Genomic DNA, 21,579 nt, shown 5'->3' on the forward strand with positions numbered 1-21,579 from the left:
GCTGGATTTTGAGTAATTATCGGTGCGATCGGCACATTTGATACCGGCGCTGGATTTTGAGTAATTGTCGGTGCGATCGGCACATTTGATACCGGTGCTGGATTTTGAGTAATTATCGGTGCTGGTGGCAAATTTGATACCGGCGCTGGTGCTGGTGCTGGTGCTGGTTCAGGCGCGGGTGCTGGTGCTGGTGCTGGTGCTGGTGCTGGTGTTGGTGTTGGTGCTGGTGCTGGTGCTGGTGCTGGTGCTGGTGTTGGTGCTGGTGCTGGTGCTGGTGCTGGTGCTGGTGCGGGTGCGGGTGCTGGTGCTGGTGCTGGTGCTGGTGCGGGTGCTGGTGCGGGCGCTGGTGCTGGTGCTGGTGCGGGCGCTGGTGCTGGTGCTGGTGCGGGTGCGGGCGCTGGTTCAGGTGCTGGTGCTGGTGCGGGTGCGGGCGCTGGTGCTGGTGCGGGCGCTGGTGCTGGTAGGGATGCTTGCGGGGGAGTCGGCGCGGGTGCTGGTGCTGGTGCTGGTGCTGGTGCGGGTGCGGGTGCTGGTGCTGGTGCTGGTGCTGGCGCTGGTGCTGGTGCTGGTGCTGGCGCTGGTGCTGGTGCTGGTGCTGGTTCAGGTGCTGGTGCGGGCGCTGGTTCAGGTGCTGGTGCGGGCGCTGGTTCAGGCGCGGGTGCGGGCGCTGGTTCAGGCGCGGGTGCGGGCGCTGGTTCAGGTGCGGGTGCTGGTGCTGGTTCAGGTGCTGGTTCAGGTGCTGGTTCAGGTGCTGGTGCGGGTGCTGGTGTTGGTGCTGGCGATACTGAAGAAGCGGTAATGTTAATTTGGGTCGGCTGTACTATCTGAGGGTCGGGGCTGAAATAACTTCCCTGTGTAATCACATTTTCCTTCTTTGGACCGCCGGTGGCAATGCTGCCAGCAGTACCGTTGAGTTTGTTATAGTCGGCCCCGACGCTGAAAAGAGTGTTCGAGGCTTCCCCACCGTGGCGAATGGTGATATCTCCACCATTGGCGCTACCATTCGTGGATGCGGAAATGCTGCAAGCTTGCGACAAGCAGTTGTTATCGTTTGTGAAAGTGCCTGTCGCTCGGAAATTACCGCCGGCTGTAATATCAATCTCTCCTCCGCCTGTTAGGCCTTCGGTGTTGATATGGGTTACTTCGATGTCGTCGCGGCCGTTGAGGGTGACTTCGCCACCTTGTTTTTCTTCGGAGTTGGCGTCTATGAACCCTGTTTGAATGCTGCTTGAGGGTGCTGCAATACTAACGTCTCCGGCGTTGCTGTTTTTGTCGATCGATCCTGCGTTGATATTGCCTGTTTCTACTTTTCCTGTACGGCTGGTGACGGTGATGTTGCCGCCTGCGGTGGTGTCGGAGTTGGAGTTGATATCGACAGTGCTAATATCACCACTAGCTTCTAGGGCGATTGGGCCACCTTGGGAACTTGTCAGGTTTCCGCTGACTGCAATGCTGTTGGCTGCTTGAATTTCGATCGCCCGAGCGTTTGCATCTTTTAGTGCCACGTCCCCCGCAGCTACGGCTCGGTTAGAGGCCGTGAGTACCACTTCACCGTTGGCATTGACGCTGAGGCCTGTAGCGTTCGTTTCACCGATGCCTGTGAGCAGTTCGGGCAAGGTTGCGATCGAGAATGTCGAAGCTGTTGGCGCTGTTCCTGGGCTCGTCGCTGAGGGGGGCTCGATTTCCAAACTCAGCAAATTGCCTCGCTGGCTGACGCGCACTAAATTTGTCCCGGAGACTGATGCTACGGTAAGTTGACCGTCTGGGGCCGAAAGGCTGCCTGTGCTGACAACGGTGCCACCTAGCAAGGTTAAGTTCTGCCCTGATTTGACTGCTAAGTCGGCTGTGTTGATAATTGCCCCTGCTCGATCGGCCCCAAAAGCAAAGGAATTGGGCACGCCTGTCAGAGATGTGTAAGTGCTACTACCGACAGCGTTAAACGAGTTTGAACCAAATCCAATAGCGGTGGCGGTGGTTGCTGTGAAAGAAGCCGGCACGTTTAAGCTGGCACTGTTGCCAAATATGATGCCGGATGGATTCATTAGAAACAAGTTAGAATTGCCGCCGGTTACTTGAATTAAGCCGTTAATAATCGAGGGGTTGCCACCGCCTATTCCCGCTAAAATGTTGCGAATGTTCGGGTTTGATATAAAGTTGGCAATCTGATTTTCCGACAAGCCGAATTCTGTAAAGCTGTGGAAAAGATTTTGTCGATCGCTCGATAATTGTCCGCCTTGAATATCGAAGCGACTTGGCTGGCCAGGAGTTCCGTTTTGGGCTGCGGGAGTGACGGTAGTGCCCGTTGCGTCCGCCGCTGGCACAATCGTTTGACCTTCGGCTTTTGCTTGCAATAAGTAAAGATTTATTAAGATAATTGGCAGAGAAAGTGCCAGTTTGCTTATTCTTTCTTTAGAGAGGAATTTCGACGTTTTTTGAATATTTTTGGCGGTTTTCATAGGTTTTTAATGGGTAAAATATATAAATCACAGAAATTAGGTAAAGAAACCAACTTTGTAGAAAAAACTTGATTGACGGCTGTGTCGCTAAGTATCTGCACATCCGTGCTATGTCTGGTCAATTTGCGTAGAAGATTGGAAATCTACCCCTCATTTGCCGAGGGGTATTTGTGAGCTATTCTGTCACTTTTATTACTAAGTAAGGCTTGCCTGGTAAATGTTCACGTTCCCTTGTTAGGAAAGCGATACGCTTGGCTATAAACCTGTTCACTCGTTCCTTAATCGCCTTCGACAGTGCATAAGGCTGGCGTTTACATCACGGTGTCATGGATGAACGTAGTCAGTTAAGACGCTTGACTGCACGTTCCGATGTTGTACAGGTGCTGACTAGGAATGCCAATATCTGAATAGGTTTTTCGGAACGGTTGAAGACGCTATATTTATGAAGCAACCGGGTTTCTGACTGCAAGTGCATTCAGGACTCAATAGGTAGAATTGGCCTCTGCTTTGGCAATTGTCTCAGCGTATCTTTTCCACAATCTAAATATAACTCGAAATGCCTAGGCTCTGTATCTTCCGCATGACATATTAATAAAAAATAACAACAACGGCCTTCTTAGAGGCCCTCCGACTCCTAGAAACCCGCTTTTTTAACTATTATTGATAGTATGAAGGAAGTATAGGGGTTCAAAAACTAGGTTTCTGCCTCCAAGACTGACCCGGAAACATCCCAAAATATTTTATACACAACAAAAAATCCTCTACACTTGCCAAAAATTAAAATTATGGAAAGAAGAAATGAGAAGGAGTCAATCGATTTTAGATTTTAGATTTTAGATTTTAGGATTGAAGCATTGACTTGCGCGAGATAAATACGTTCGGCAAGTTTCATGGGATACAGGTTTTTTATTTCTGGACGGATGAATCACGTGGCGGGTATCCTGGATGCTTGATTGTCAGAAGACAGAATTCTGAATTCAGAATCCCCCATGCCTGAAGTGAGGGTTAACGGTCACGGAAAGAATTTTTTGTGATCCACGATTAAAATCGGGGGCTTTAAACCTGGATTCTCCATCCTGTCGCACAGAATCCAGAATGGATTCTGGATTGTGAATTCTGAATTATTCTTCAGTAAGCCAAATTCTTAGGGTGTTCAGAAACCCGGTTTATTTAAAGAAAAAACCGGGTTTTTGGTTTTTTTTGTGTGACTTTTTGTGAAGTAAAACAACTTAAATCCGGCTCTATTTCCCTCTTGTAGTCAAGTCCACTATTGCCGATTTCGATCGCCTGTTTTTCGGTTTTAATCGATCGCCCTGTTTGTGTTTAAGGGGGTGTGCAGGCGGATTTGTGGAAGGATTTAAGAGTTAATTGGGTGAAGTTTGGACAGTGGGCGAGGGACTGGGAGAAGCTGGGCGCGGTGAAGGCTTTGCAGAAGGAGTGGATTGGGTGGATTTTTTGAGACCGACAAAAGCGTCATAACGGGTGGTACGATCGCCAATGACGGCCGCTGTAACGCCGATCGACCGCGTGGCGTCAATCCACATTTTTTGGCTGAGAGGAAACTCCGGTAAAGCGAGGTTTTTCGGGTTAAACGCCGTCTCGGTGTCGATGAAGAAATTGCCGTTGTGAGGCTTAAGTTCCGATCGTACAGTTTTCTGGAACAGTTCGCTGCTTAAAAGCGGACTTTTCGGTGCCGGAACGATCGCATCAACCACGGGAGCTCCTACTGTCATAAACGCTACATTGTTCATCCAGCCGCGAGTTACCGTAATCCCTCCAAACGGCGATGTCCATTTAATCGCCGGTTTGCCGCCGACTTGAATTTCCTCCACTCTAAACCCTTTAGTTTTCATCGTTTCATCAAGCTGTTTCAGGGATTTGTTCGCAGCGCCCTGGTTGTTTGTTTCCACCATAAATACAAATCCGGCCGCAAATTTGTCTCTGGGATTCTGCGCGGGGGCTGGTATTAATGATATAGAAAATTCTCCCGCCATCCAGTTCATCAAGTCTTTATCTAAATCCATGCCGGTAGTAGATTTTAAACCTGTGCGTAAAACTTGGGGATTAATCGGGGAAATCGGGTTTGCCTCGGCTCCTAATACGTAGTCTTGCCACAAACGCTGCAAGTTGCCGCCGGATACCATCATTATTGTATTGTTTGGCAGGCGGTTAACCATTTTTAGAGCATTGTTTTCTACTGCTATCCTTCTGGTAGAATCTGGTTTTAGCCAAGAGACTGATTTGAATCCAATTCCTTCAGCCTCCAGCGTCGCTGTGGTGGCAAATCCTTGATTTTGTTGCAGTTTTTCGAGGCTTTCTGGCGAAATTTCACGGGCTGAGTTGGCGGCGGCATAGGCGGCGGCAACGGGCATATTGACGTAGATTTGACCGAAGGCGCCCGGACTTTTTATTTTGTCTATGGCGTCTCCATAGCCAGGGGTTTTGGCTAGGGAAGGTTCGCCTTTGTAGGTGTCGATTATTCTGTCTGTAGCGCTAGGATCCGTGGTGACTGCTAGATACCTTGTGCCGAGTACCGCGACTGAGAAATTGCGATCGGGTACTCCTTGAGTTTCTGTGACTTGCACGCCTTTATAATTACGCTCAACTATTTTTCCTTGGCTGAGGGTTCTGGGTTTTGCTAATAATTCTTGGGCTTTGATCGGGTTGGCAATTGGCAGGATAATTGCCACTGACTGTTGAATTGGCGGAGACGGGGGCGCATTGGGTGCGGGCGGGGGGGCTGGTATAGCTATTTTGTTGCGGAGAAAGGCTACCATTGCTGTGTTACCCACCCAGGGTTGAATGTCTTGCTGGTAGGCGTAGCCGTTGCTTGTGAGGAGGCGATCGCGCATTTCGCTTAAAAACCTCTCAAACGAAGCTTTTGACTCCGGCGTGCCAAACTCTCGCAGTTTATTCCACTGGGATTCATCGGTGCTGATGGATAGGGCCATCATCGTATCTTGCGGGACAACGGTTGCCCCCGGCGGCAAATCTTTGGCGGGCCCACGGGAAATGACGAGGTAGTAGGTGACAAAGCCTAAACCGATCAGAAGTGTGGCGGATCCGATCGTAAACAGCAGGGAAGATTTATCTTTCTTAAACATTATTCGTAAGGTTCGGGTGCTCGCAACATGATAGATTATTTTCTTGGCTCATGTAGCAGATACATTAGCAGATACATTTAACCGGGCAAATTTAGGAAACTCGAATTTACCCCTCCGGGAACAACCAGAAAAACTGTTTTTTTTTCATCTGACAGTAGGTTAGGCTCGTGAAACGAAACCTAACACAAAAAATGTAGCAAGGCTTTTGTGACAGTTGGCCTTATACCAATTTTTTATGAGGCCCCGTAGAATCCGATCCCCCCTAGCCAAGAGGGCGGGCACGGGGAGTAGGGGTCGCACGGCCCCTACAAAGGGGGGGACAAGACTCCGCTCAAAGTCAACCCCTACTCCCCTTCTTAAGGGGGATTTAGGGGGATCGAGATATGTGCAACTTCACATTAAATTGGTATTAGTCCTGATTAATTGAATCAGTTTCGAGCCTTAAAGTCTTTAAAGATAGTTTGAAACGAGTACATCAGTCGGTGCACATCGTTTGTGGCTCTCGGAAAAATGTTGAGTTCCCATTTTTTTCGAGCAGTAGTTAGCAGTTTTGCTACGGGTTGCGAGTAACTGTTAGAAATGAAATAGCTGCCGCCTTCGTAGCGAATATCTGACGCTAAGCCGATAAAAGCACCGGCCATTTCTAGTTTTAGTTCCGAGGTGCTGTGTTCCGACTTTACCGCTAAAATTACCTGCGAGTGTCGGGGTTCGCGGTTGAGCAAGCGACAGATATTTGCTTCTTTTTGGTACAAAATTAAAATGTTACAGTTGTGCAGAACTCCGGCTCTACCTTGGACTTTTACTCCTAGGTGAACTTCCAGGGCTGGTTTGTCGGGAAATTCCACAACAGCATGAGTGTATGGATGTGCAGTGCCGTGGATTTTTCCCGCTGTTTTTCTAAATGTTAAATATTTCGGTGTTTCGTCGTCTAAAACATTGTTGTAATAAATAGTACCGCCTTCATTAGCAACTGCTTTTAGTAGAATAGTGAAGAGGTAAGTGTCAAAAATTCTGGCTTGTTCTGCCGCTGTGTTAAATTCGGGATCGATCGAGCTTTTTAATTTGCTTTTTATTTCGGAATTGATGGCGTAGTTGCTGGGCCCGGAAGGCAGTTTTTCGAGCAAGTGCTTGAGGGCGATCGCCTGTTTGTGACGGGGGGCGGTGACGCTGGAAGTAAACTCGATTGTTTGGGCTGTTTCTGCACCTGAATTGGCAAATGTAATTTTTGTGCCGAGGGGAGAGGTTTCTGATTCTACTTTCAAAAAATAAGCAATTTCGTCTTCCATTTCGGAAGTGTTCACAGTCGCTTGCTCGACAGCATTAATTAACAGCAAAAGTTGTTCTTTTGCGGTATAATCTTCTATCTTGAGCAGAGGTGTTTTTCTTTTGAGCGATCGCTCTTCAATTACTTTACCTATCTCTACAGTATCCGCTACTTGTTGAACTACCCAACCCAAATTAAACTCATTCAGAATTGCCGCCAGTTCCTGATAGAGTTTGGCATACTCGATCTCATCCATAATTGCTTCTGCACTGCACGCTATTCTGATTATACAAGATAGTTTGATTTTTTGGTCAAGTATCCTGCCGATTTTAGGTTTTAAATTTTAGGATGATTCTCACGGATGAATCCTAGGGCTTTTCGGTCAACAGTCAACAGTTAGCAGTCAACAGTCAACAGTCAACTGCCAATTAGCAGTAAGCTATTCTACGACATTCTGTAGCGATCGAACTATGGCAACTATCAACGACAACTACCTCAAACTCAAAGCTGGCTACCTGTTTCCCGAAATTGGGCGCAGGGTGAAAGCCTATGCAGAGGCGAATCCCGAAGCGCCCATCATCCGGCTGGGGATTGGCGACGTGACTGAACCGCTACCGGCTGCTTGTCGGGAGGCGATGGTGGCGGCGGTGGAAGAAATGGGTTCGCGGGATACCTTTAAAGGATACGGCCCGGAACAAGGTTATGAGTGGCTGCGGGAGAAAATTGCCGAGCACGATTTCAAGTCGCGGGGATGCGATGTTGATGCTTCGGAAATCTTTATTTCTGATGGTTCTAAGTGCGATTGCGGCAATATTCTCGATATTTTTGGCAACAATAACACGATCGCAGTTACCGATCCAGTGTATCCGGTGTATGTAGACACTAACGTGATGGCTGGACACACGGGAGATGCGAACGAAAATGGCGAATACGGCGGCTTAGTTTACCTGCCAATTACAGCGGAAAACAATTTTACTGCCCAAATTCCCACTGACAAAAAAGTCGATTTAATTTACTTGTGTTTCCCGAATAACCCGACGGGGGCAACTGCAACTAAGGAACACTTGCAAGCTTGGGTAAATTATGCTAAAGCTAACGGTTCGATTATTTTCTTCGATGCGGCTTACGAAGCGTATATTACCGATCCGAGTTTACCGCATTCTATCTACGAAATTGAAGGCGCGCGGGATTGTGCGATCGAATTTCGTTCCTTCTCAAAGAATGCTGGTTTCACAGGTACTCGCTGTGCGCTGACAGTTGTACCGAAGACTTTGACTGGAAAAGCAGCAGATGGTTCCGATGTCGAAATTTGGAAGTTGTGGAACCGCCGCCAATCTACTAAATTTAACGGCGTTTCTTACATCGTGCAGCGCGGTGCTGAGGCGGTTTATTCTGAGGCTGGCAAAGCACAAATTCAGGCATTAGTCAATTTTTACATGGAAAATGCTGCGATTATTCGCGAGAAATTGACAGCCGCAGGAATCGAGGTTTTTGGTGGCGAAAATGCACCTTATGTGTGGGTAAAAACGCCTCACGGTTTGTCGAGTTGGGATTTCTTTCAGAAGTTGCTGGAAACTTGCAATGTGGTGGGAACACCCGGTTCTGGTTTTGGTGCGGCGGGTGAGGGTTATTTCCGCATTTCGGCGTTTAATAGTCGGGAGAATGTCGAGGAAGCGATGAGACGGATTGTGGAGAAGTTTAAGGTGTAAAAGGGCGAGAGATAATTCTTTTTGGGGCGGGCTTTTCGGCCCACCCCACAAGAAATTAATATGTTGTGGAACAGGCATCTTGCCTGTTTCTTTGGGCGGGTAAGATGCCCACCCCACAAGAAATTTGATGTGTTGTGGAACAGGCATCTTGCCTGTTGCTTTGGGCGGGCTTTTCGGCCCACCCCACAAGAAATTGATAGGTTGTGGAACAGGCATCTTGCCTGTTGCTTTGGGCGGGCTTTTCGGCCCACCCCACAAGAAATTGATGTGTTGTGGAACAGGCCTTTTTTCAAAACATTGTATGATAGTTCGTTTAAATAAAAAGCCTCAATTATAATATTCCATTTTCTATCCATCAGCATCGCTAGGAAAACCAAATTGGTCTGGTAATTCAGCAGAGGTAATTTGCAGAATCTCTAGCAACTTCTTGTATTGAACAGGCGTTAGCTTCGGTACTGATCGCCCAGCTTCCCAGTTGCTTACCGTCGCTTCCGTAACGCCAAGTGCTTCTGCTAGCTGCTTTTGAGTCATAAACCGCTGAACTCTCAGTCGCATTAGGGGCGATCGATCGGCTCTTTCTGAGGTTTCCATAGGCTATTTGTTAAGTTATATTAAGATATTTGGGTTTTGCCTAAAATGCTTGACATCTACCCTAAATTAATTTAGATTTAGCCTAAGAAAGATTAGACAGCACCAGCTAAGCCACTTGTGCTGTAGGGGAATTGCTGTCTTTTCTTCAAGTTGTTATTGTACGCGGTTTTACCGTTACAAAGCATCAAACCTATCCAAAATTATTGGTCAAAGCTATGTTGCAAGATTCATCATCCAACCAAACATCGCCCAATGTTTTAACCAACCAAACCTTTGAGGGCGATCGCGAAGCAGTCCGTCACGTCATCATCGGTTCGCCGCTGGGGGTACGCCGAACTATCCACCAACTGCACGCATTGCGCTACGAGGAAGCTGTTCGCTGGACTCATCCCATCGCCATTCCCGACAATCGCATCATTATTACACCCGATCAGGGAGAAATCATGAGTCTGTTAGTGAAATTAATCCGCCTGCAATGAAGTCTAAATGTGCGATCGATCTTTCTAGAATTGGGTCAAAAGTGCGATCGGGAATCTCTTCTCGTTGCCCGTGCTAAACTCAACAGATATATCCAAAAACTCTTGTGGGGTAGGCATCCTGCCTGCCCTTGGCACAAACTTAACAACTAGCTCGCAATTCAGCTTATGATTGTTATCACCCCCGTCCTAATACCCGTTAGCCAAATAACGCTTTCTCCCGGTAGTGTCATAACTATTCCCAATATAACTTGGCTGGAATTTGAGTCTATTTTGCAGGAATTAGGGGAAAAACGAAGAACCAGAATTGCCTACAGCAACAGTACCTTAGAAATCATGGTTCCCTTACTAGATCGGGAAATTCCGAAAGATTTAATTTCCGATATTGTAAAAATTTTACTCAAGTCAGCGGGCAGAAGATATGAACCCTTTGGTTCTACTACTTTCAAACAGGAAGGTGCAGCAGGAGTTGAACCTGATGCTTGCTTTTACATTCTAAATTATCAACGGATGATCGGCTGCCGCAGACTGCAACCCGACGCTCCGCCGCCGGATTTAGCAATTGAGACGGATGTTACTTCTAAAACTAAGATCGATGCCTATAAAATTATTGGAGTTCCAGAAGTGTGGGTTTACGACAGCGGCAGACTTCTCATTTATTTGCTGCAAGATGGAGAGTATGTAGAATCCGATATGAGTCCGAATTTTCCAGAAATCGCGATCGCCCAGATGATTCCTGCTACAGTGGAACGTGCTTTACAGGTGGGAAGTTGTCAAGCGCTAGAAGAATTGGAAAGTGCGATCCTCTCCGAGGGCTTCGCTAACGGCTAAACTCGTAGGATAGGTTACGCACTTCGCACTTCGCATCCAAAAAATCACACACTTACTGCCAAATTGTCAACCCCTAAAGGTCGATAAATTGTATCTCTTTGCTGATAACTCCGCCCCAAAGAACTAATCGCATTTTGCAAATCTTCAACAGACTGACAACTGCCGCCAACCGCACCGGCCATTGTAGTAATGTGCTCTTCCATCAATGTACCGCCGATGTCGTTGCAGCCCCATTTCAGCGCTTCTGTAGCTCCATCTAAACCTAATTTTACCCAACTCGGCTGGTGATTGGAAATTAAATTGCCTAAGAAGATTCTCGATACTGCGGTGAGTAACAATGTATCTGCTAAAATTGGTTGGTCGCGGCCGACTCGACTCCGCAAAGGTGCCGGTGCTTCTTTTCCGACAAAGGGTAGTAAAATAAATTCTGTAATGCGTGCCCCATAGTTTTGGTCGATCGCAGTTTGTTGGAGCGATCGCACTTTTTCTAAATGCAAAACCTGCTGCCCTGCCGTCTCAATATGCCCGCAAAGCATCGTACTCGTTGTCGGTAAACCCAAACTGTGAGCAGTTCCCACAATTTCTAGCCAAGTTGCAGAATTTAGTTTTTCCGGGCAAATCACCCGTCGCACAGAATCGTCGAGAACTTCCGCCGCAGTTCCCGGCATCGAACCAACTCCCGCATCCCGCAAAGCCGAAATTACATAGCTGAAACTAAGATTATCTCCTCTGGCAATAAATTCTATTTCTTGGGGCGAAAAAGCGTGCAAGTGCAACTGAGGAAACTTATCCTTAATAGTTTTCACCAATTGCAGATAATAAGGTAAAAATGCGCCGTTCAGCTTAGCTTGAAGGTTTAGGCCCCCCTGCATACAAATTTCCGTCGCACCCCGCTGCACTGCATCAGTTGCCTTTTCCTGAATTTGAGCTGCGTCTAACCAAAAAGCGCCCTCATCTTTCTCGTCGCGGCGGAATGCACAAAAACTGCAATGCTGCTCGCAAATGTTAGTAAAGTTAATATTCCGATTGATAACGTAGGTGACAGTATCCCCTGATTGTCGGCGGCGGAGCAAATCAGCGGTTGTTTGGATAGAAGCTCGCGCGTCTGGCTCTGTTTGCTGCAAAAGTACCAATGCCTCTGCAGAAGAAATGTTATAACCTTGTAAAGCTCGATCGAGAATTGCATCCACAGTTTTTTTTTAGCTAAGCTACTGAATTGCTGCCTGGAATTAAGGCGTTTTTATATTTTAACTAATCAATTATGGAGGAACGATCTTCTAAAATCTCAAGTCTTACAAAACCATCCTTTACTTTTTGGGAACTGAAATTATGGGCATAAACCAAGCCAATCACCTCTTGCCAGTGCCGTCTGGGCCTTTGCAAATTCCTGCTGTACAGACTTTCAATTCAACTTTTACAGACGCAGGCACACCGCCAATTTATTTTTCCCTGGTCATTCCCACCTACAACGAGTGCAAGAATGTCAAGAGTATTGTGGAAAAATTGAGCCACTTGCTCGATGGCAGTATTCCCGGCAACTACGAATTAATTGTAGTCGATGACAACAGCCCCGATCGCACATGGGAAGTCGCCCTGTCCCTGATACCGGAATATCCGCAATTGCGGGTGATGCGCCGCGAAGACGAGCGGGGACTTTCCACAGCGGTGATTCGCGGGTGGCAGGCCGCTCGGGGCGAGGTTTTGGGCGTCATCGATGCCGACTTGCAGCATCCCCCGGAGACGCTGTTGCAGCTTTTAGCAGAAATTCAGCGGGGCGCCGATTTGGCCGCTGCGAGCCGCCACGTCGCCGAGGGCGGGGTGAGCGACTGGAGCGTTGTCAGGCGATTTTTATCGCGGGGCGCTCAAACCGTGGGGTTGGTGATCCTGCCGGGAGTGGTGGGCCGAGTTTCCGATCCGATGAGTGGCTATTTTATGGTGCGCCGGAATTGCATAGCGGGCAAAATCATGAATCCTGCTGGTTACAAAATTTTGATTGAAGTGCTCGGCAGAGGGGACATCCGCTGGATTGGAGAAGTTGGTTACGTGTTTCAGGAGCGGCAAGAAGGGGAGAGCAAAGTTACCTGGAAACAGTATATTGAGTATTTGCGGCATTTGCTGAGGTTGCGGTTTGCCCGCTGGCCGATGGGCAAGTTTCTGCGGTTTGGCATCGTGGGTTTCAGCGGCGTATTTGTAAATATGGGGGTTTTGTACGTGCTGCGGGATCTCCTCAATTGGGAGCTGACTCGCAGTCTGATCATTGCTGCTGAATGTGCAATTATCAGTAACTTTTTATGGAATGATTTGTGGACTTTTGGGGATATTTCTAAGCGGCAGCCAGGAAAGCGCCAGCAATTGAAACGGCTGTTAAAATTTAATACCATTTGCTTGATGGGTTTGATTTTGAATGTGCTGCTGGTTAATTTGCTGTTTAATGTTTTTGGGATGAATGAATATTTGGCTAACTTAATTGCGATCGCGGCTGTGACTCTGTGGAATTTCTGGATCAATATGAAGTTGAGCTGGCGGGTAACGGAAGTAGATAGGTAATGGGTAATGGGTAATTGGTAATTGGTAATTAGTAATGGATCATTGATAAAATGACTAATGACTAATGACTAATGACTCTTCTTCCCTATGCCTTTGAATGACTGAATTAATGATTAAGAACAAACAACTGTTGTTGCTATTGCTGTGGACGGCGATCGCCTTTATTTTGCGATTTGCCAATTTAAACTCGAAACCGCTGTGGACGGACGAGTTTTCGACTCTAGTGTTTAGTTTGGGCAACAGTTTTCGAGGGGTGCATCTCGATCGCGCGATCGATCTTTCTACATTATTACAACCGCTACAATTGCGCCCCGGTGCTGGGATTGCAGATGTCCTCAACCATTTGCTGCTAGAAAGCAACCATCCACCAGTGTATTTTATGCTCGCCCACTGGTGGATGCGACTGTTTGGGCCGACCGAGGATAGTTTAGTTTGGATTGGGCGAGCTCTTCCTGCATTATTAGGTGTGATTTCAGTTCCAGCTATCTACTTTTTGGGCAAATTTGCTTTTAGTTCTCGTTTAGTGGGTCAATGTGCGGCCGCGATGATGGCAGTTTCTCCCTACGGCATTTATCTCGCTCAAGAAGCTCGCCATTACACTTTAGGAATCTTATTAGTTATTGCCTCTCTTTTTTGCCTCACATTAGCTGCAAAAAAGCTGCAACAGCGGGCTACCCTGCCTATTTGGGCTGTCCTGCTTTGGGTAGTTGTTAATTGTTTAGGAATTGCGGCTCACTACTTTTTTGCACTGACTTTGTGTGCGGAAGCAATAGCATTAATTGCTGTAATCTGGCAGCATTTTAATAGAACGTTGCCAATTGACAACAGCCAGCAGCCTAATATTTGGCAATTTCAAATCCTCTGGCGGCTTTTCGCAGTAGCGATAGGTACTTTGGCTGGCGGTTTAGTTTGGCTGCCGGTATTTTTGTCAAATAAATACGGCAGTGAATTAACTAATTGGATTGTCAGCGGCGATCGCACATTTTTAAGTTGGGTTAATCCGATTTTTCAAGCTTTAGCTGGATGGATTACTGTCATCTCTCTGCTGCCGGTTGAATCGCCAAATTTGGCAGTAGTAGTTGCATCGGCGATCGTAATGACAATATTTTTTATATTGGTGCTTCCCATCCTGTTTAGCGCTCTTAAAAAGTCCTTAACAACGCCAGATAGTCGTTTAGGTACTGTTATTTTCGGCGGATTTGTGCTAGGAGCAATTTTCCTATTCTTCAGCTTTGCATATATTTTGGGGATTGATCTAACTCGCGGGGCTCGATACAATTTCGTCTACTTTCCGGGAGTAATATTGCTGATAGGAGCAACCTTGGCGGTTATTCATAACACACCTACAGCAAAAAGTCAATGGTTTAATTTACGGGCGATCGAAGTTCCGGGCAAAAAAGCAGTGGTGCTAATTTTAGTAATGGGTTTTTTTAGCGGTGTCACAGTAAATTCCAATCTCGGCTATCGCAAATATTACAAACCAGACCTTTTAATTCCGATTATCCGCGAATTATCGAAAGTTCCCGTGTTAATTGCCACTACTCAAAAGACTCATGTAGAAATAGGAGAATTGATGGGGATAGGGTGGGAATGGGAAAGAAGTTCGGCAACGGATTTTGTAGCGGATGTAACGGATGTAAGGGATGTTAGGAAGAAAGAAGAAGTTAAAGCCTTTGATTCTCCGCTGTTTCTTTTGGCTAATCAGAGAAGGGATGGGCCCGAAATTGTGGCAGGGACACTTTATAAAACACTCAGTCAATTAGAACGCCCGCTTGATTTGTGGTTGGTTAATTTTCGCGCACCTGTCAATCTAGAAGCACAAAAATGTCAGGTTGAATCGCGCGAGTTGCCTGCGGTGGATGGGTATGAATATCAAGCTTATCATTGTTCTAGCTCATAGGTAAGGGGCGATCGCGGAGGGATTGCCCCTACCAAGGCGGTAACTAGACCGTCACTAAGAGTCAGCAGCCAAATGTTTAATTAAGACGCTCATCACTTCACCTGGATTTTGAGTTGGGACAAGCGGACTCCAGTCAGAAACGCAGGCAAAATTATCGCGGTGAAAAGAATGAATGACGCGGGAAACAACAGGACGAGAACTGATAATGAAAAGTTTCAAGAGTTCTCGGTTAACTGAAGTTGGCAAGTTTGGTTCTTTAGCAGGGGGCTGAGTGGGTTCGGTAGTTGGACTTTCTGGCCCAACCTCGAAAGCAAGTATTAATTCGGTATTGGGTAGCATTTGCCGGATGACTTTCAGGGAAGATTCTGCTTCGCTGCGGCTGCGAAATTGCGCGACGGGTAAGCGCTGAAAGTTGGGCAGGAGTCGGTAAATAATCCAGGCATTCGCAGTTTCTGAGGTGTTCATGGCTGTATTGTAAATTGGGTATGTTTGCCCATAGAAAAGTGACAGAATTGCACCTTTGATTTTTAGTGCAGTCTGTTTTGGCTATGGCTGTGCCACTAACCGCTTAATTTAAGCGGTTAATTTGGATAGTTAAAATAATATGGTAAAAAAAAGGCAACGTCAACGGCAACCAGAAAATGAGTTGCCTTTTCGGAGACTGCGAGAGGACGCTAACTTGAGCCAAGAAGAGTTGGCTGTGCGGATGGGGGTGTCGGCTTCGTCGGTGCGGCGATGGGAAAAGGGAGACGAACCTACGATGACTGTTCGGCAAATGAGGGATTTTTGCCGTTTGGTGGGGGTATCTTTTGATGAGTTGCCGGATTATCTCAGTCGGCGAGTAGATGAGGAGGAGTCATAGGGGGAGGGATCGCTCGATCGCACTTTCGATTAAAATAATTAAAATAAGTGCGTTAGCGAAGCTTACCGCAGGAATCGATCTTTTATTGCAGTACAAATTTTGTGGCAGAGGTAGCCCCTAAAAGTTTGAGTCACTCTCAGTATGCTCAACTTTCTGACTGAATTAAATCGCCTGCAGGTGGATGTCGTTTTATAGCTTTGTCAGCGGCCCGAATATTAATGACTCTCTCTCGATTTAAGACTAATGCTGTAACTGTAGCTCGTCCAATTGGAGTCAAACCAACTATAGATAATCCATCGGCAGACCAAATAAAATGTTCGCTCCAACTATCTTGTCTGGGGTTAAACAACGGTACTTCTACGTCTGACTGAGCATCTATCGCTCTAGTTTTATCAGATTTCTTGCGGTTGCAGTGAAAGCAAGCTAGTGCCAAATTGTCAATATCGTTAGTCCCATTTTTAGTTAATGGAATGATGTGCTCGATAGTAAACTCTACGTACTGCCATTGTTCGGAGGCATGACAATATTCGCACAGACAGTTGGCTCTCTGACGAACTTGATTTTGGATATTTTCTGGTATTTGACGGCGAGCGGACATTTCTACAAAGTAGGCTGAATCTGCCCCAAGAAAATATTGCGGACAGTCCGATTGACAAAACTGAGGTAATCGTCGATTTCTTCGTAAAGATTGAGTTCTTGTTCTTCGTCAGGATTGAGGGGCAAAGTTTGTTGTTTGTCCAACAGTTCTTGGATACGATTTTTGACCGCAGTGGAGGCTTTAAAAATTGGTATGCCTTCCACTAATTCAATTCCGACAGCTCCTTCTATAGGTAGAGTATCGCGCAGGTTTTCCAGTTTTGGCAGGATTAGCATAGTTGTGGATTTTATGGGTTTCCATCTTGATTATATCTAGGTTTTTTTCAATCTTTCCTCACACTATCGGGCACCCCCACTGCCGAAATACCCGATATCGCCCTTAAATTCTGACACCGAATCAACTCATTAAAATCCAAACTGCGCCCTTCAATTTGCGCCACAGCCTCGATCGCCCCCAGCAAATGTCCGGCCGCTTCCGCTTCGTTGTAACCACGCCTTCCCGCTACTCTAATCGCCCCCTCGTCAGCATCTAACTCTACTTGGGAACTGCGGTTGTCGCGCCAAATTCGAGTCATCGCCAGTCCCGTCAAACCGCCCGCGATCGCAGTGCCGATCGCATCTCCCTGCAACAATTCTACAACAGTCCCCACAATTCCCGCCAGAGCCGCACCTTGATAAATATCCGGTTTAAACCACTTAAAATTGCATAGAAAACTTACATTCCGCAATAGCAGTAAATCCCGCTGCGGCTTAGATAGCAGCCGCCACAAATCAAAATTAATATAAATCGGGCGAGATTGATTCCAAGGCAAAGGAAAATCGCAGTCAATTACCGTTGATTGTTGGGGCTTATTAATAATTTTACACATCATGCGGCCGGAAGCGGGCATCACATCTAACAGGCGGCGAATTTCTGGGTCGGGATTCATAAATTTTAGGATAATTGATAATTGGTAATTGGTGATTGCATCTGCCTAAAAAACAATAATATCAGGGGTTTGTAGGGGCGGGTTTTACAGACAAAAATTGCCTAAAACCTACAATCTCGTAAACCCGCCCCCACCAAAGGGCTGATGCGATCGAAATCAAAGTTGATGTAGGTTATGGGTTGTGTGGGGGCGGGTTTATGTGGATTTTTGACGGGAGTTAAATATTGTTGGAAAAACCCGCCCCTACAAGTTCTTAGAAGATAATTAAGGGTTTTTCTTGGATGCGGGAGAGGGAGATTATTGAGCTTTCGGAGCCACTTTTTCGGCGTTGGGCGAAGGCTTCGGACTGGCAATTGCTGGGGCAACTGACGGCTTTGAATTCGCGGCTGGGGATGGCGGTGATTTTAGAGAATCAGGGGCTGTTAGCGGGGCAGCAGGGGCCGTTTTAGCGCCTAAAATGCTGGCGTCTCCGGTGTCGAAGGTGCCGGCGATGCAAGCGATCATCATTGTCGCTAAAGTGCCGACAAATAATGCTTTCCAACCGAGTTCGGAAATGTCTTTGCGGCGGGATGGAATTAGGGCGATCGTACCGCCGACAAATATGCCGACGGAGGCGAGGTGGGCGAAGCCGGAAAGCGCGTAACTGACAATTAAAACTGTACGATCGCTCACCAGTCCTTTTGCCGATGCTTCTGCTAAACTTTGATAGGGCGGAATCGCTGTTTCTAACAGCCTGCGACCGATGATTACTGATGCTTGCCAAGAGTCGTCAATGGACACTCCTGTTAATAGCGTCAGGGGATAAAATAAAAATCCCATAATGTTGGCTAAGGTGACAACTTTGAAAAAGCCACCAATTGGGCCGGGCAAAATTGCCAGCCAACCAAAGAATTGATTGATTAAGGAAACTAAGCCTAAGATTAAAATCAAAACAGCGGCAATGGCCACAGCCATTTTTACACCGTCCAATGCGCCAATAATCGCTGCATCCAAAGGGCTGACTCGTTCGATTGGCTCTCCCCCAACAGTCTCTTGTTTGAATTCTTCGCGCTCCATGTCCGAAATTTCTTCGCCCACAAATTCGCGGCCTTTAGGCTTCGGTTCTTCCTTGGGAATGCCGCCCATTGTCAGCGGCACGCCTGTTTCTGGTACTAAGATTTTGGATAGGACAAAACAAGCGGGAATGGCGATAATTGAGGCTGAAACTAAATGCCCTAAAATATTGGGAAAAACTGGCTTTAGAAAACTAACGTAAATTGCTAAAGTTGAAGAAGCGGCCGTCCCAAAACAGCAAGAGAGAATTGCACAAAGTTCCGAACGAGTCATTTTCGGCAAATAAGGCTTGACGACAATTGCCGCTTCAATTCCTACGAAAATATTAGCCGCGCCGCTGAGGGCTTCCGCGCCGCTCAACCGCATTGTCATATAAAAGATTTTGGCAAAAAGTTCGGTGATAATTTGAATCACGCCGATGTTGTATAGCAAGGCCATGAGGCCAGAAAAAAAGATGACTGTCGGTAAAGCTCTAAAGGCAAAAATATAACCTAAATTAACTGCCGGATCTTTACCAGGTATCGGTACCACATTGCTCCCGAATACAAATCGCGCTCCAGCGTCAGCAGCGGTGAATACTCCATCCAGTAAGCCAGTAAACCATTCTAAAGCGATGCGAGTTGGGGGGAACAGGAATACTAAAAATCCTAAGACTAATTGCAAGCCAATGCCCCAGATGATGACGCGCCAGGGAATATACTTGGACTGTCGGTTTTCTGAAAAAATCCAGGCGATCGCACATAAGCCAAAAATGCCCAGAAACGAGATAAGATTGTAGATAGACATGAGCCTAGTCCTTGAAATACTTAAGAATGCCGATCGACGGCTTGCACCACATCAGTTATACTATTCATCTGACGGCAAATACTAAAAAAAATAACGGGCAGATGAATTACGCACTCAACAGCGTACTTATGTCATTGCTTAGGTCATTGCTTAGGTCATTGCTTAGGTCATTCCGAAGTCTGCGGATCTTTAGCCACCCTTGATTTGCCGTAATTACCAGCAGTTTAGATAGAAACTCTAACACATGGAAGCTTTTGCTCCACATCCTCCTGAATGGACTGCGACGGCGGTTCACGCTAATGAGTTTTGCTGCCCCAAGTGCGGCGCTAGCTGCACGGATGCCGCTGAGGTCTGGATTAATCGCCGATCGCCAGTATACACCGAGTTCAACCGCCGCAAGTGGCAAGAATTTTACCGCTGCCAGTGCGGCGGCGTGTGGTGGGCATGGAGTAACGATAGGCCTCCTTCTGAACTTGTGCGTCGTGATGAGAACTCGGATGATGACTCAGATGATGATTTTTAGAACGGTGACAGAATTTTCGATTTTCGATTTTATTTAAAATTAGGGTAAGTTGTATATGGCGCACCCTAAATTTAGATAGGTTAGCGCCAGTTATCAACTAATTCAGCACGTCAAGTCTTCCCTTGACTACGCCTTCCATGACTCTTTCAATTAAGCTCAATTCATTTTCGCCGATCGACTCATTTAAGAGCATTGACTGAATTCGCTGTCTGTCATCGCGAGTCAGTTCGCCTGACGAAAATATCCGCTCTACTATTTCTTCAGTTAGAAATGAGGAAGTTTGAGTTTGCATGGTTGGTCTCTAAAAGCATCAATATTTTGCTTTTAACTTTATTAGAGGAGCCAGTTATTGTGTGGGTTTTTGCTGTCCCACCCAATCAGTGCTCCAATCATAAGACTCTGGGGGCATCTTGTCAACACACTGGCTGCAGATAAATATAAAATCTGCATTGTATTTCCGACATTCGGGCAACGGGTGCTTTCGGAGTGCGATCGACCTCCGGCGGTGGCGGTGTTCGATCGACCTTTTTAAGCTTATTGGCACTGGGGCGGAACATTACAGCTCAAAAAAAATCAAAACGAGAAGAGTCGGACTTAAGTACCAAATAGTTTGCTAAACTTATCCACAGTTAATTACCGAGACGAGGTTTAACCATGTTTGCCGTCAAACGAGCGCTCAAATTGAATAATAGGGAAGCGACTTTGATGGCAAAACACGCAGGATTTCGGCGCGTGGTATTTAACATGGGGTTAAGCTTGCGGACTCAAATGTACAGTGAGGGGAAACTTACAGACTCAAAGGTACTCAACGAAGTTAAAAAAGTTCTCACTAACTACGTCAAGAAACAGCCTGAATTTGCTTGGATGAACCAGTTGTCCAGTCGAGTTTACCAAAACGCTTTGATTGACTTGAAAGATGCGTTTAGTCGGTATCGCGCTGGTTCTTCAGGTCATCCAAGATTCGCTAGCCGCCGATCCGGTCAGTCTTTTACAGTCGATTCGTCTAACGGCAAAGTTTTACTAAACGCTGGTAGCACCATTAAGATTCCTACCTTGGGAAATTTTCGGCTCTACGAAGCCCTAGAATGCGGTTACGTGTCTCAAACTTTTACGATTTCAAAAGAAGGAAGTCGTTGGTTTGTTTCCTTCTGTGTTGACGCCGAACGTTTACCAGTTCGACAACCTGAAAGCTCTGTAGGAATTGATGTAGGCATTAATTATGCGGCCACGCTGTCAAATCAGCAGGTCTTTGATGCACCAAAGCCGTTAATAGCCAGTGCGAAAACCAAACTTGCTACCTTACAGCGCCAAGCATCAAAACAGGTAAGAGGCTCCCAAAACCAGCGCCAAACCTACAATAAAATTAGCCGACTTCACGCGCGGATAGCTCGTATTCGTTTAGATTTTCTTCACAAGTTAACAACTTATTTAGCCAAAAATTTCAAGCTAATCAAGATTGAAGACTTAAACGTTAAAGGCATGATGGCGAATCACAAACTGGCCGGGGCAATATCCGATCTAGGATTTTACGAATTCAAGCGCCAACTTGATTACAAGTGCAAAATGTATGGAGCAACTTTAGTGCTAGTCGATCAATGGTTCCCTAGTTCTAAAACCTGTTCTAATTGTGGCACTAAAAAAGATATGCCACTAAGTATTAGGACTTTTGACTGTCCTGTTTGTGGGATATCTTTAGATCGGGACTGGAACGCAAGTCTAAATATTTTAAATTGGAAACCCTCGGCAGCCAGGGGGATAGCCTACTTATCTTGGGATTAGCCGTCTACCCAACAGCGTAGGAAGTAAACTCCGAATTGTGTCTAAAGATGGCTTTAGGTAAGTTTAGATAAGTTTTACAAAGCAGATTAGAATGGGGCATGGGGCATGGGGCATTGGTCATTGGAACCAACAAATAACAACAAATATAAGAAAAATAACCACTAACTAATGA

At 46.5% G+C, this 21,579-nt stretch carries 19 protein-coding genes; 8 read left to right on the top strand and 11 right to left on the bottom strand.

Annotated features, from left to right (window positions below; genetic code table 11):
* The 3 genes from QUB11_RS07310 to QUB11_RS07320 all read right to left on the bottom strand — a co-directional run.
* Nucleotides 1–2,456: two-partner secretion domain-containing protein (locus QUB11_RS07310; RefSeq protein WP_333390176.1), on the bottom strand; the 2,456-nt coding region annotated here is incomplete at its 3' end.
* 1,364 nt (nt 2,457–3,820) lie between these two features.
* Entirely contained in the window at nt 3,821–5,560 is a 1,740-nt protein-coding gene (locus QUB11_RS07315) for a DUF3352 domain-containing protein (RefSeq protein WP_333390161.1), read from the bottom strand.
* A gap of 428 nt (nt 5,561–5,988) precedes the next feature.
* On the bottom strand, nt 5,989–7,080 hold the full coding sequence (locus QUB11_RS07320; RefSeq protein WP_333390163.1) for a hypothetical protein: 1,092 nt from the start codon (nt 7,078–7,080) through the stop codon (nt 5,989–5,991).
* 214 nt (nt 7,081–7,294) lie between these two features.
* Between QUB11_RS07320 and QUB11_RS07325 the strand changes: the two genes are divergently transcribed.
* Nucleotides 7,295–8,533 (top strand): LL-diaminopimelate aminotransferase, encoded by a 1,239-nt coding sequence (locus QUB11_RS07325; protein WP_333390165.1) that lies wholly within the window; start codon nt 7,295–7,297, stop codon nt 8,531–8,533.
* Between the two features lie 348 nt (nt 8,534–8,881).
* On the opposite strand, the gene QUB11_RS07330 is transcribed toward QUB11_RS07325, so the two are convergent.
* On the bottom strand, nt 8,882–9,124 hold the full coding sequence (locus tag QUB11_RS07330) for a helix-turn-helix domain-containing protein (protein ID WP_190745066.1): 243 nt from the start codon (nt 9,122–9,124) through the stop codon (nt 8,882–8,884).
* Nucleotides 9,125–9,255: 131 nt separating this feature from the next.
* On the opposite strand from QUB11_RS07330, the gene QUB11_RS07335 reads away from it, so the two are divergent.
* Nucleotides 9,256–9,603, top strand: a complete 348-nt coding sequence (locus QUB11_RS07335) for a hypothetical protein (protein ID WP_333390167.1) — start codon at nt 9,256–9,258, stop codon at nt 9,601–9,603.
* Between the two features lie 165 nt (nt 9,604–9,768).
* The gene (locus QUB11_RS07340) at nt 9,769–10,431 is read left to right on the top strand and encodes a Uma2 family endonuclease (RefSeq protein WP_333390169.1); all 663 of its coding nucleotides are present in this window, start codon (nt 9,769–9,771) and stop codon (nt 10,429–10,431) included.
* Between the two features lie 44 nt (nt 10,432–10,475).
* Here the strand turns inward: QUB11_RS07340 and cofH are convergent, their stop codons facing one another.
* Nucleotides 10,476–11,621: a 7,8-didemethyl-8-hydroxy-5-deazariboflavin synthase subunit CofH gene (gene cofH, locus QUB11_RS07345; RefSeq protein WP_333390171.1), complete on the bottom strand. Its 1,146-nt coding sequence runs from the start codon at nt 11,619–11,621 to the stop codon at nt 10,476–10,478.
* Nucleotides 11,622–11,760: 139 nt separating this feature from the next.
* Here cofH and QUB11_RS07350 point away from each other — a divergent pair, with 139 nt between their 5' ends.
* Both QUB11_RS07350 and QUB11_RS07355 read left to right on the top strand, forming a co-directional pair.
* Nucleotides 11,761–12,978 (top strand): glycosyltransferase, encoded by a 1,218-nt coding sequence (locus QUB11_RS07350; protein WP_333205840.1) that lies wholly within the window; start codon nt 11,761–11,763, stop codon nt 12,976–12,978.
* Nucleotides 12,979–13,087: 109 nt separating this feature from the next.
* Nucleotides 13,088–14,878, top strand: coding sequence for a glycosyltransferase family 39 protein (locus tag QUB11_RS07355; RefSeq protein WP_333390172.1), 1,791 nt, complete (start codon nt 13,088–13,090; stop codon nt 14,876–14,878).
* A 54-nt stretch (nt 14,879–14,932) separates the two neighbouring features.
* On the opposite strand, the gene QUB11_RS07360 is transcribed toward QUB11_RS07355, so the two are convergent.
* Nucleotides 14,933–15,343 carry a hypothetical protein gene (locus QUB11_RS07360; RefSeq protein WP_333390174.1) on the bottom strand — a complete coding sequence of 137 codons (411 nt, stop codon included), beginning with the start codon at nt 15,341–15,343 and terminating at the stop codon, nt 14,933–14,935.
* A 139-nt stretch (nt 15,344–15,482) separates the two neighbouring features.
* On the opposite strand from QUB11_RS07360, the gene QUB11_RS07365 reads away from it, so the two are divergent.
* Nucleotides 15,483–15,740 carry a helix-turn-helix domain-containing protein gene (locus tag QUB11_RS07365; RefSeq protein ID WP_332949470.1) on the top strand — a complete coding sequence of 86 codons (258 nt, stop codon included), beginning with the start codon at nt 15,483–15,485 and terminating at the stop codon, nt 15,738–15,740.
* 145 nt (nt 15,741–15,885) lie between these two features.
* Here the strand turns inward: QUB11_RS07365 and QUB11_RS07370 are convergent, their stop codons facing one another.
* From QUB11_RS07370 to QUB11_RS07385, 4 genes are all read right to left on the bottom strand, one after another.
* Nucleotides 15,886–16,338 carry an HNH endonuclease gene (locus tag QUB11_RS07370; RefSeq protein WP_333187966.1) on the bottom strand — a complete coding sequence of 151 codons (453 nt, stop codon included), beginning with the start codon at nt 16,336–16,338 and terminating at the stop codon, nt 15,886–15,888.
* A gap of 2 nt (nt 16,339–16,340) precedes the next feature.
* A complete protein-coding gene (locus QUB11_RS07375) occupies nt 16,341–16,613 on the bottom strand; it encodes a hypothetical protein (protein ID WP_333205843.1) in 273 nt (90 codons plus the stop codon).
* Between the two features lie 47 nt (nt 16,614–16,660).
* On the bottom strand, nt 16,661–17,266 hold the full coding sequence (locus tag QUB11_RS07380) for a DUF3318 domain-containing protein (protein ID WP_333205844.1): 606 nt from the start codon (nt 17,264–17,266) through the stop codon (nt 16,661–16,663).
* Between the two features lie 297 nt (nt 17,267–17,563).
* Nucleotides 17,564–19,105, bottom strand: a complete 1,542-nt coding sequence (locus QUB11_RS07385; protein WP_333205845.1) for a nucleoside transporter C-terminal domain-containing protein — start codon at nt 19,103–19,105, stop codon at nt 17,564–17,566.
* A 244-nt stretch (nt 19,106–19,349) separates the two neighbouring features.
* Here QUB11_RS07385 and QUB11_RS07390 point away from each other — a divergent pair, with 244 nt between their 5' ends.
* Nucleotides 19,350–19,628, top strand: coding sequence for a hypothetical protein (locus tag QUB11_RS07390; RefSeq protein WP_333205846.1), 279 nt, complete (start codon nt 19,350–19,352; stop codon nt 19,626–19,628).
* Between the two features lie 97 nt (nt 19,629–19,725).
* Here the strand turns inward: QUB11_RS07390 and QUB11_RS07395 are convergent, their stop codons facing one another.
* Nucleotides 19,726–19,920, bottom strand: coding sequence for a hypothetical protein (locus QUB11_RS07395; protein WP_333205847.1), 195 nt, complete (start codon nt 19,918–19,920; stop codon nt 19,726–19,728).
* 362 nt (nt 19,921–20,282) lie between these two features.
* Here QUB11_RS07395 and QUB11_RS07400 point away from each other — a divergent pair, with 362 nt between their 5' ends.
* On the top strand, nt 20,283–21,407 hold the full coding sequence (locus QUB11_RS07400) for an RNA-guided endonuclease TnpB family protein (protein ID WP_333205848.1): 1,125 nt from the start codon (nt 20,283–20,285) through the stop codon (nt 21,405–21,407).
* The last annotated feature ends 172 nt before the right edge of the window (nt 21,408–21,579 follow it).

The sequence above is a fragment of the Microcoleus sp. B6-A1 genome, assembly GCF_036705085.1.
GTDB lineage: Bacteria > Cyanobacteriota > Cyanobacteriia > Cyanobacteriales > Microcoleaceae > Microcoleus.

Coding starts and splice junctions, on each gene's coding strand:
- QUB11_RS07370 (WP_333187966.1), bottom strand. CDS start 16,338: ATGTCCGCTCGCCGTCAAATACCAGAAAATATCCAAAATCAAGTTCGT.
- QUB11_RS07380 (WP_333205844.1), bottom strand. CDS start 17,266: ATGAATCCCGACCCAGAAATTCGCCGCCTGTTAGATGTGATGCCCGCT.
- QUB11_RS07355 (WP_333390172.1), top strand. CDS start 13,088: ATGATTAAGAACAAACAACTGTTGTTGCTATTGCTGTGGACGGCGATC.
- QUB11_RS07350 (WP_333205840.1), top strand. CDS start 11,761: ATGGGCATAAACCAAGCCAATCACCTCTTGCCAGTGCCGTCTGGGCCT.
- QUB11_RS07330 (WP_190745066.1), bottom strand. CDS start 9,124: ATGGAAACCTCAGAAAGAGCCGATCGATCGCCCCTAATGCGACTGAGA.
- QUB11_RS07375 (WP_333205843.1), bottom strand. CDS start 16,613: ATGCTAATCCTGCCAAAACTGGAAAACCTGCGCGATACTCTACCTATA.
- QUB11_RS07400 (WP_333205848.1), top strand. CDS start 20,283: ATGTTTGCCGTCAAACGAGCGCTCAAATTGAATAATAGGGAAGCGACT.
- QUB11_RS07360 (WP_333390174.1), bottom strand. CDS start 15,343: ATGAACACCTCAGAAACTGCGAATGCCTGGATTATTTACCGACTCCTG.
- QUB11_RS07390 (WP_333205846.1), top strand. CDS start 19,350: ATGGAAGCTTTTGCTCCACATCCTCCTGAATGGACTGCGACGGCGGTT.
- QUB11_RS07365 (WP_332949470.1), top strand. CDS start 15,483: ATGGTAAAAAAAAGGCAACGTCAACGGCAACCAGAAAATGAGTTGCCT.
- QUB11_RS07315 (WP_333390161.1), bottom strand. CDS start 5,560: ATGTTTAAGAAAGATAAATCTTCCCTGCTGTTTACGATCGGATCCGCC.
- QUB11_RS07385 (WP_333205845.1), bottom strand. CDS start 19,105: ATGTCTATCTACAATCTTATCTCGTTTCTGGGCATTTTTGGCTTATGT.
- QUB11_RS07325 (WP_333390165.1), top strand. CDS start 7,295: ATGGCAACTATCAACGACAACTACCTCAAACTCAAAGCTGGCTACCTG.
- QUB11_RS07395 (WP_333205847.1), bottom strand. CDS start 19,920: ATGCAAACTCAAACTTCCTCATTTCTAACTGAAGAAATAGTAGAGCGG.
- QUB11_RS07320 (WP_333390163.1), bottom strand. CDS start 7,080: ATGGATGAGATCGAGTATGCCAAACTCTATCAGGAACTGGCGGCAATT.
- QUB11_RS07340 (WP_333390169.1), top strand. CDS start 9,769: ATGATTGTTATCACCCCCGTCCTAATACCCGTTAGCCAAATAACGCTT.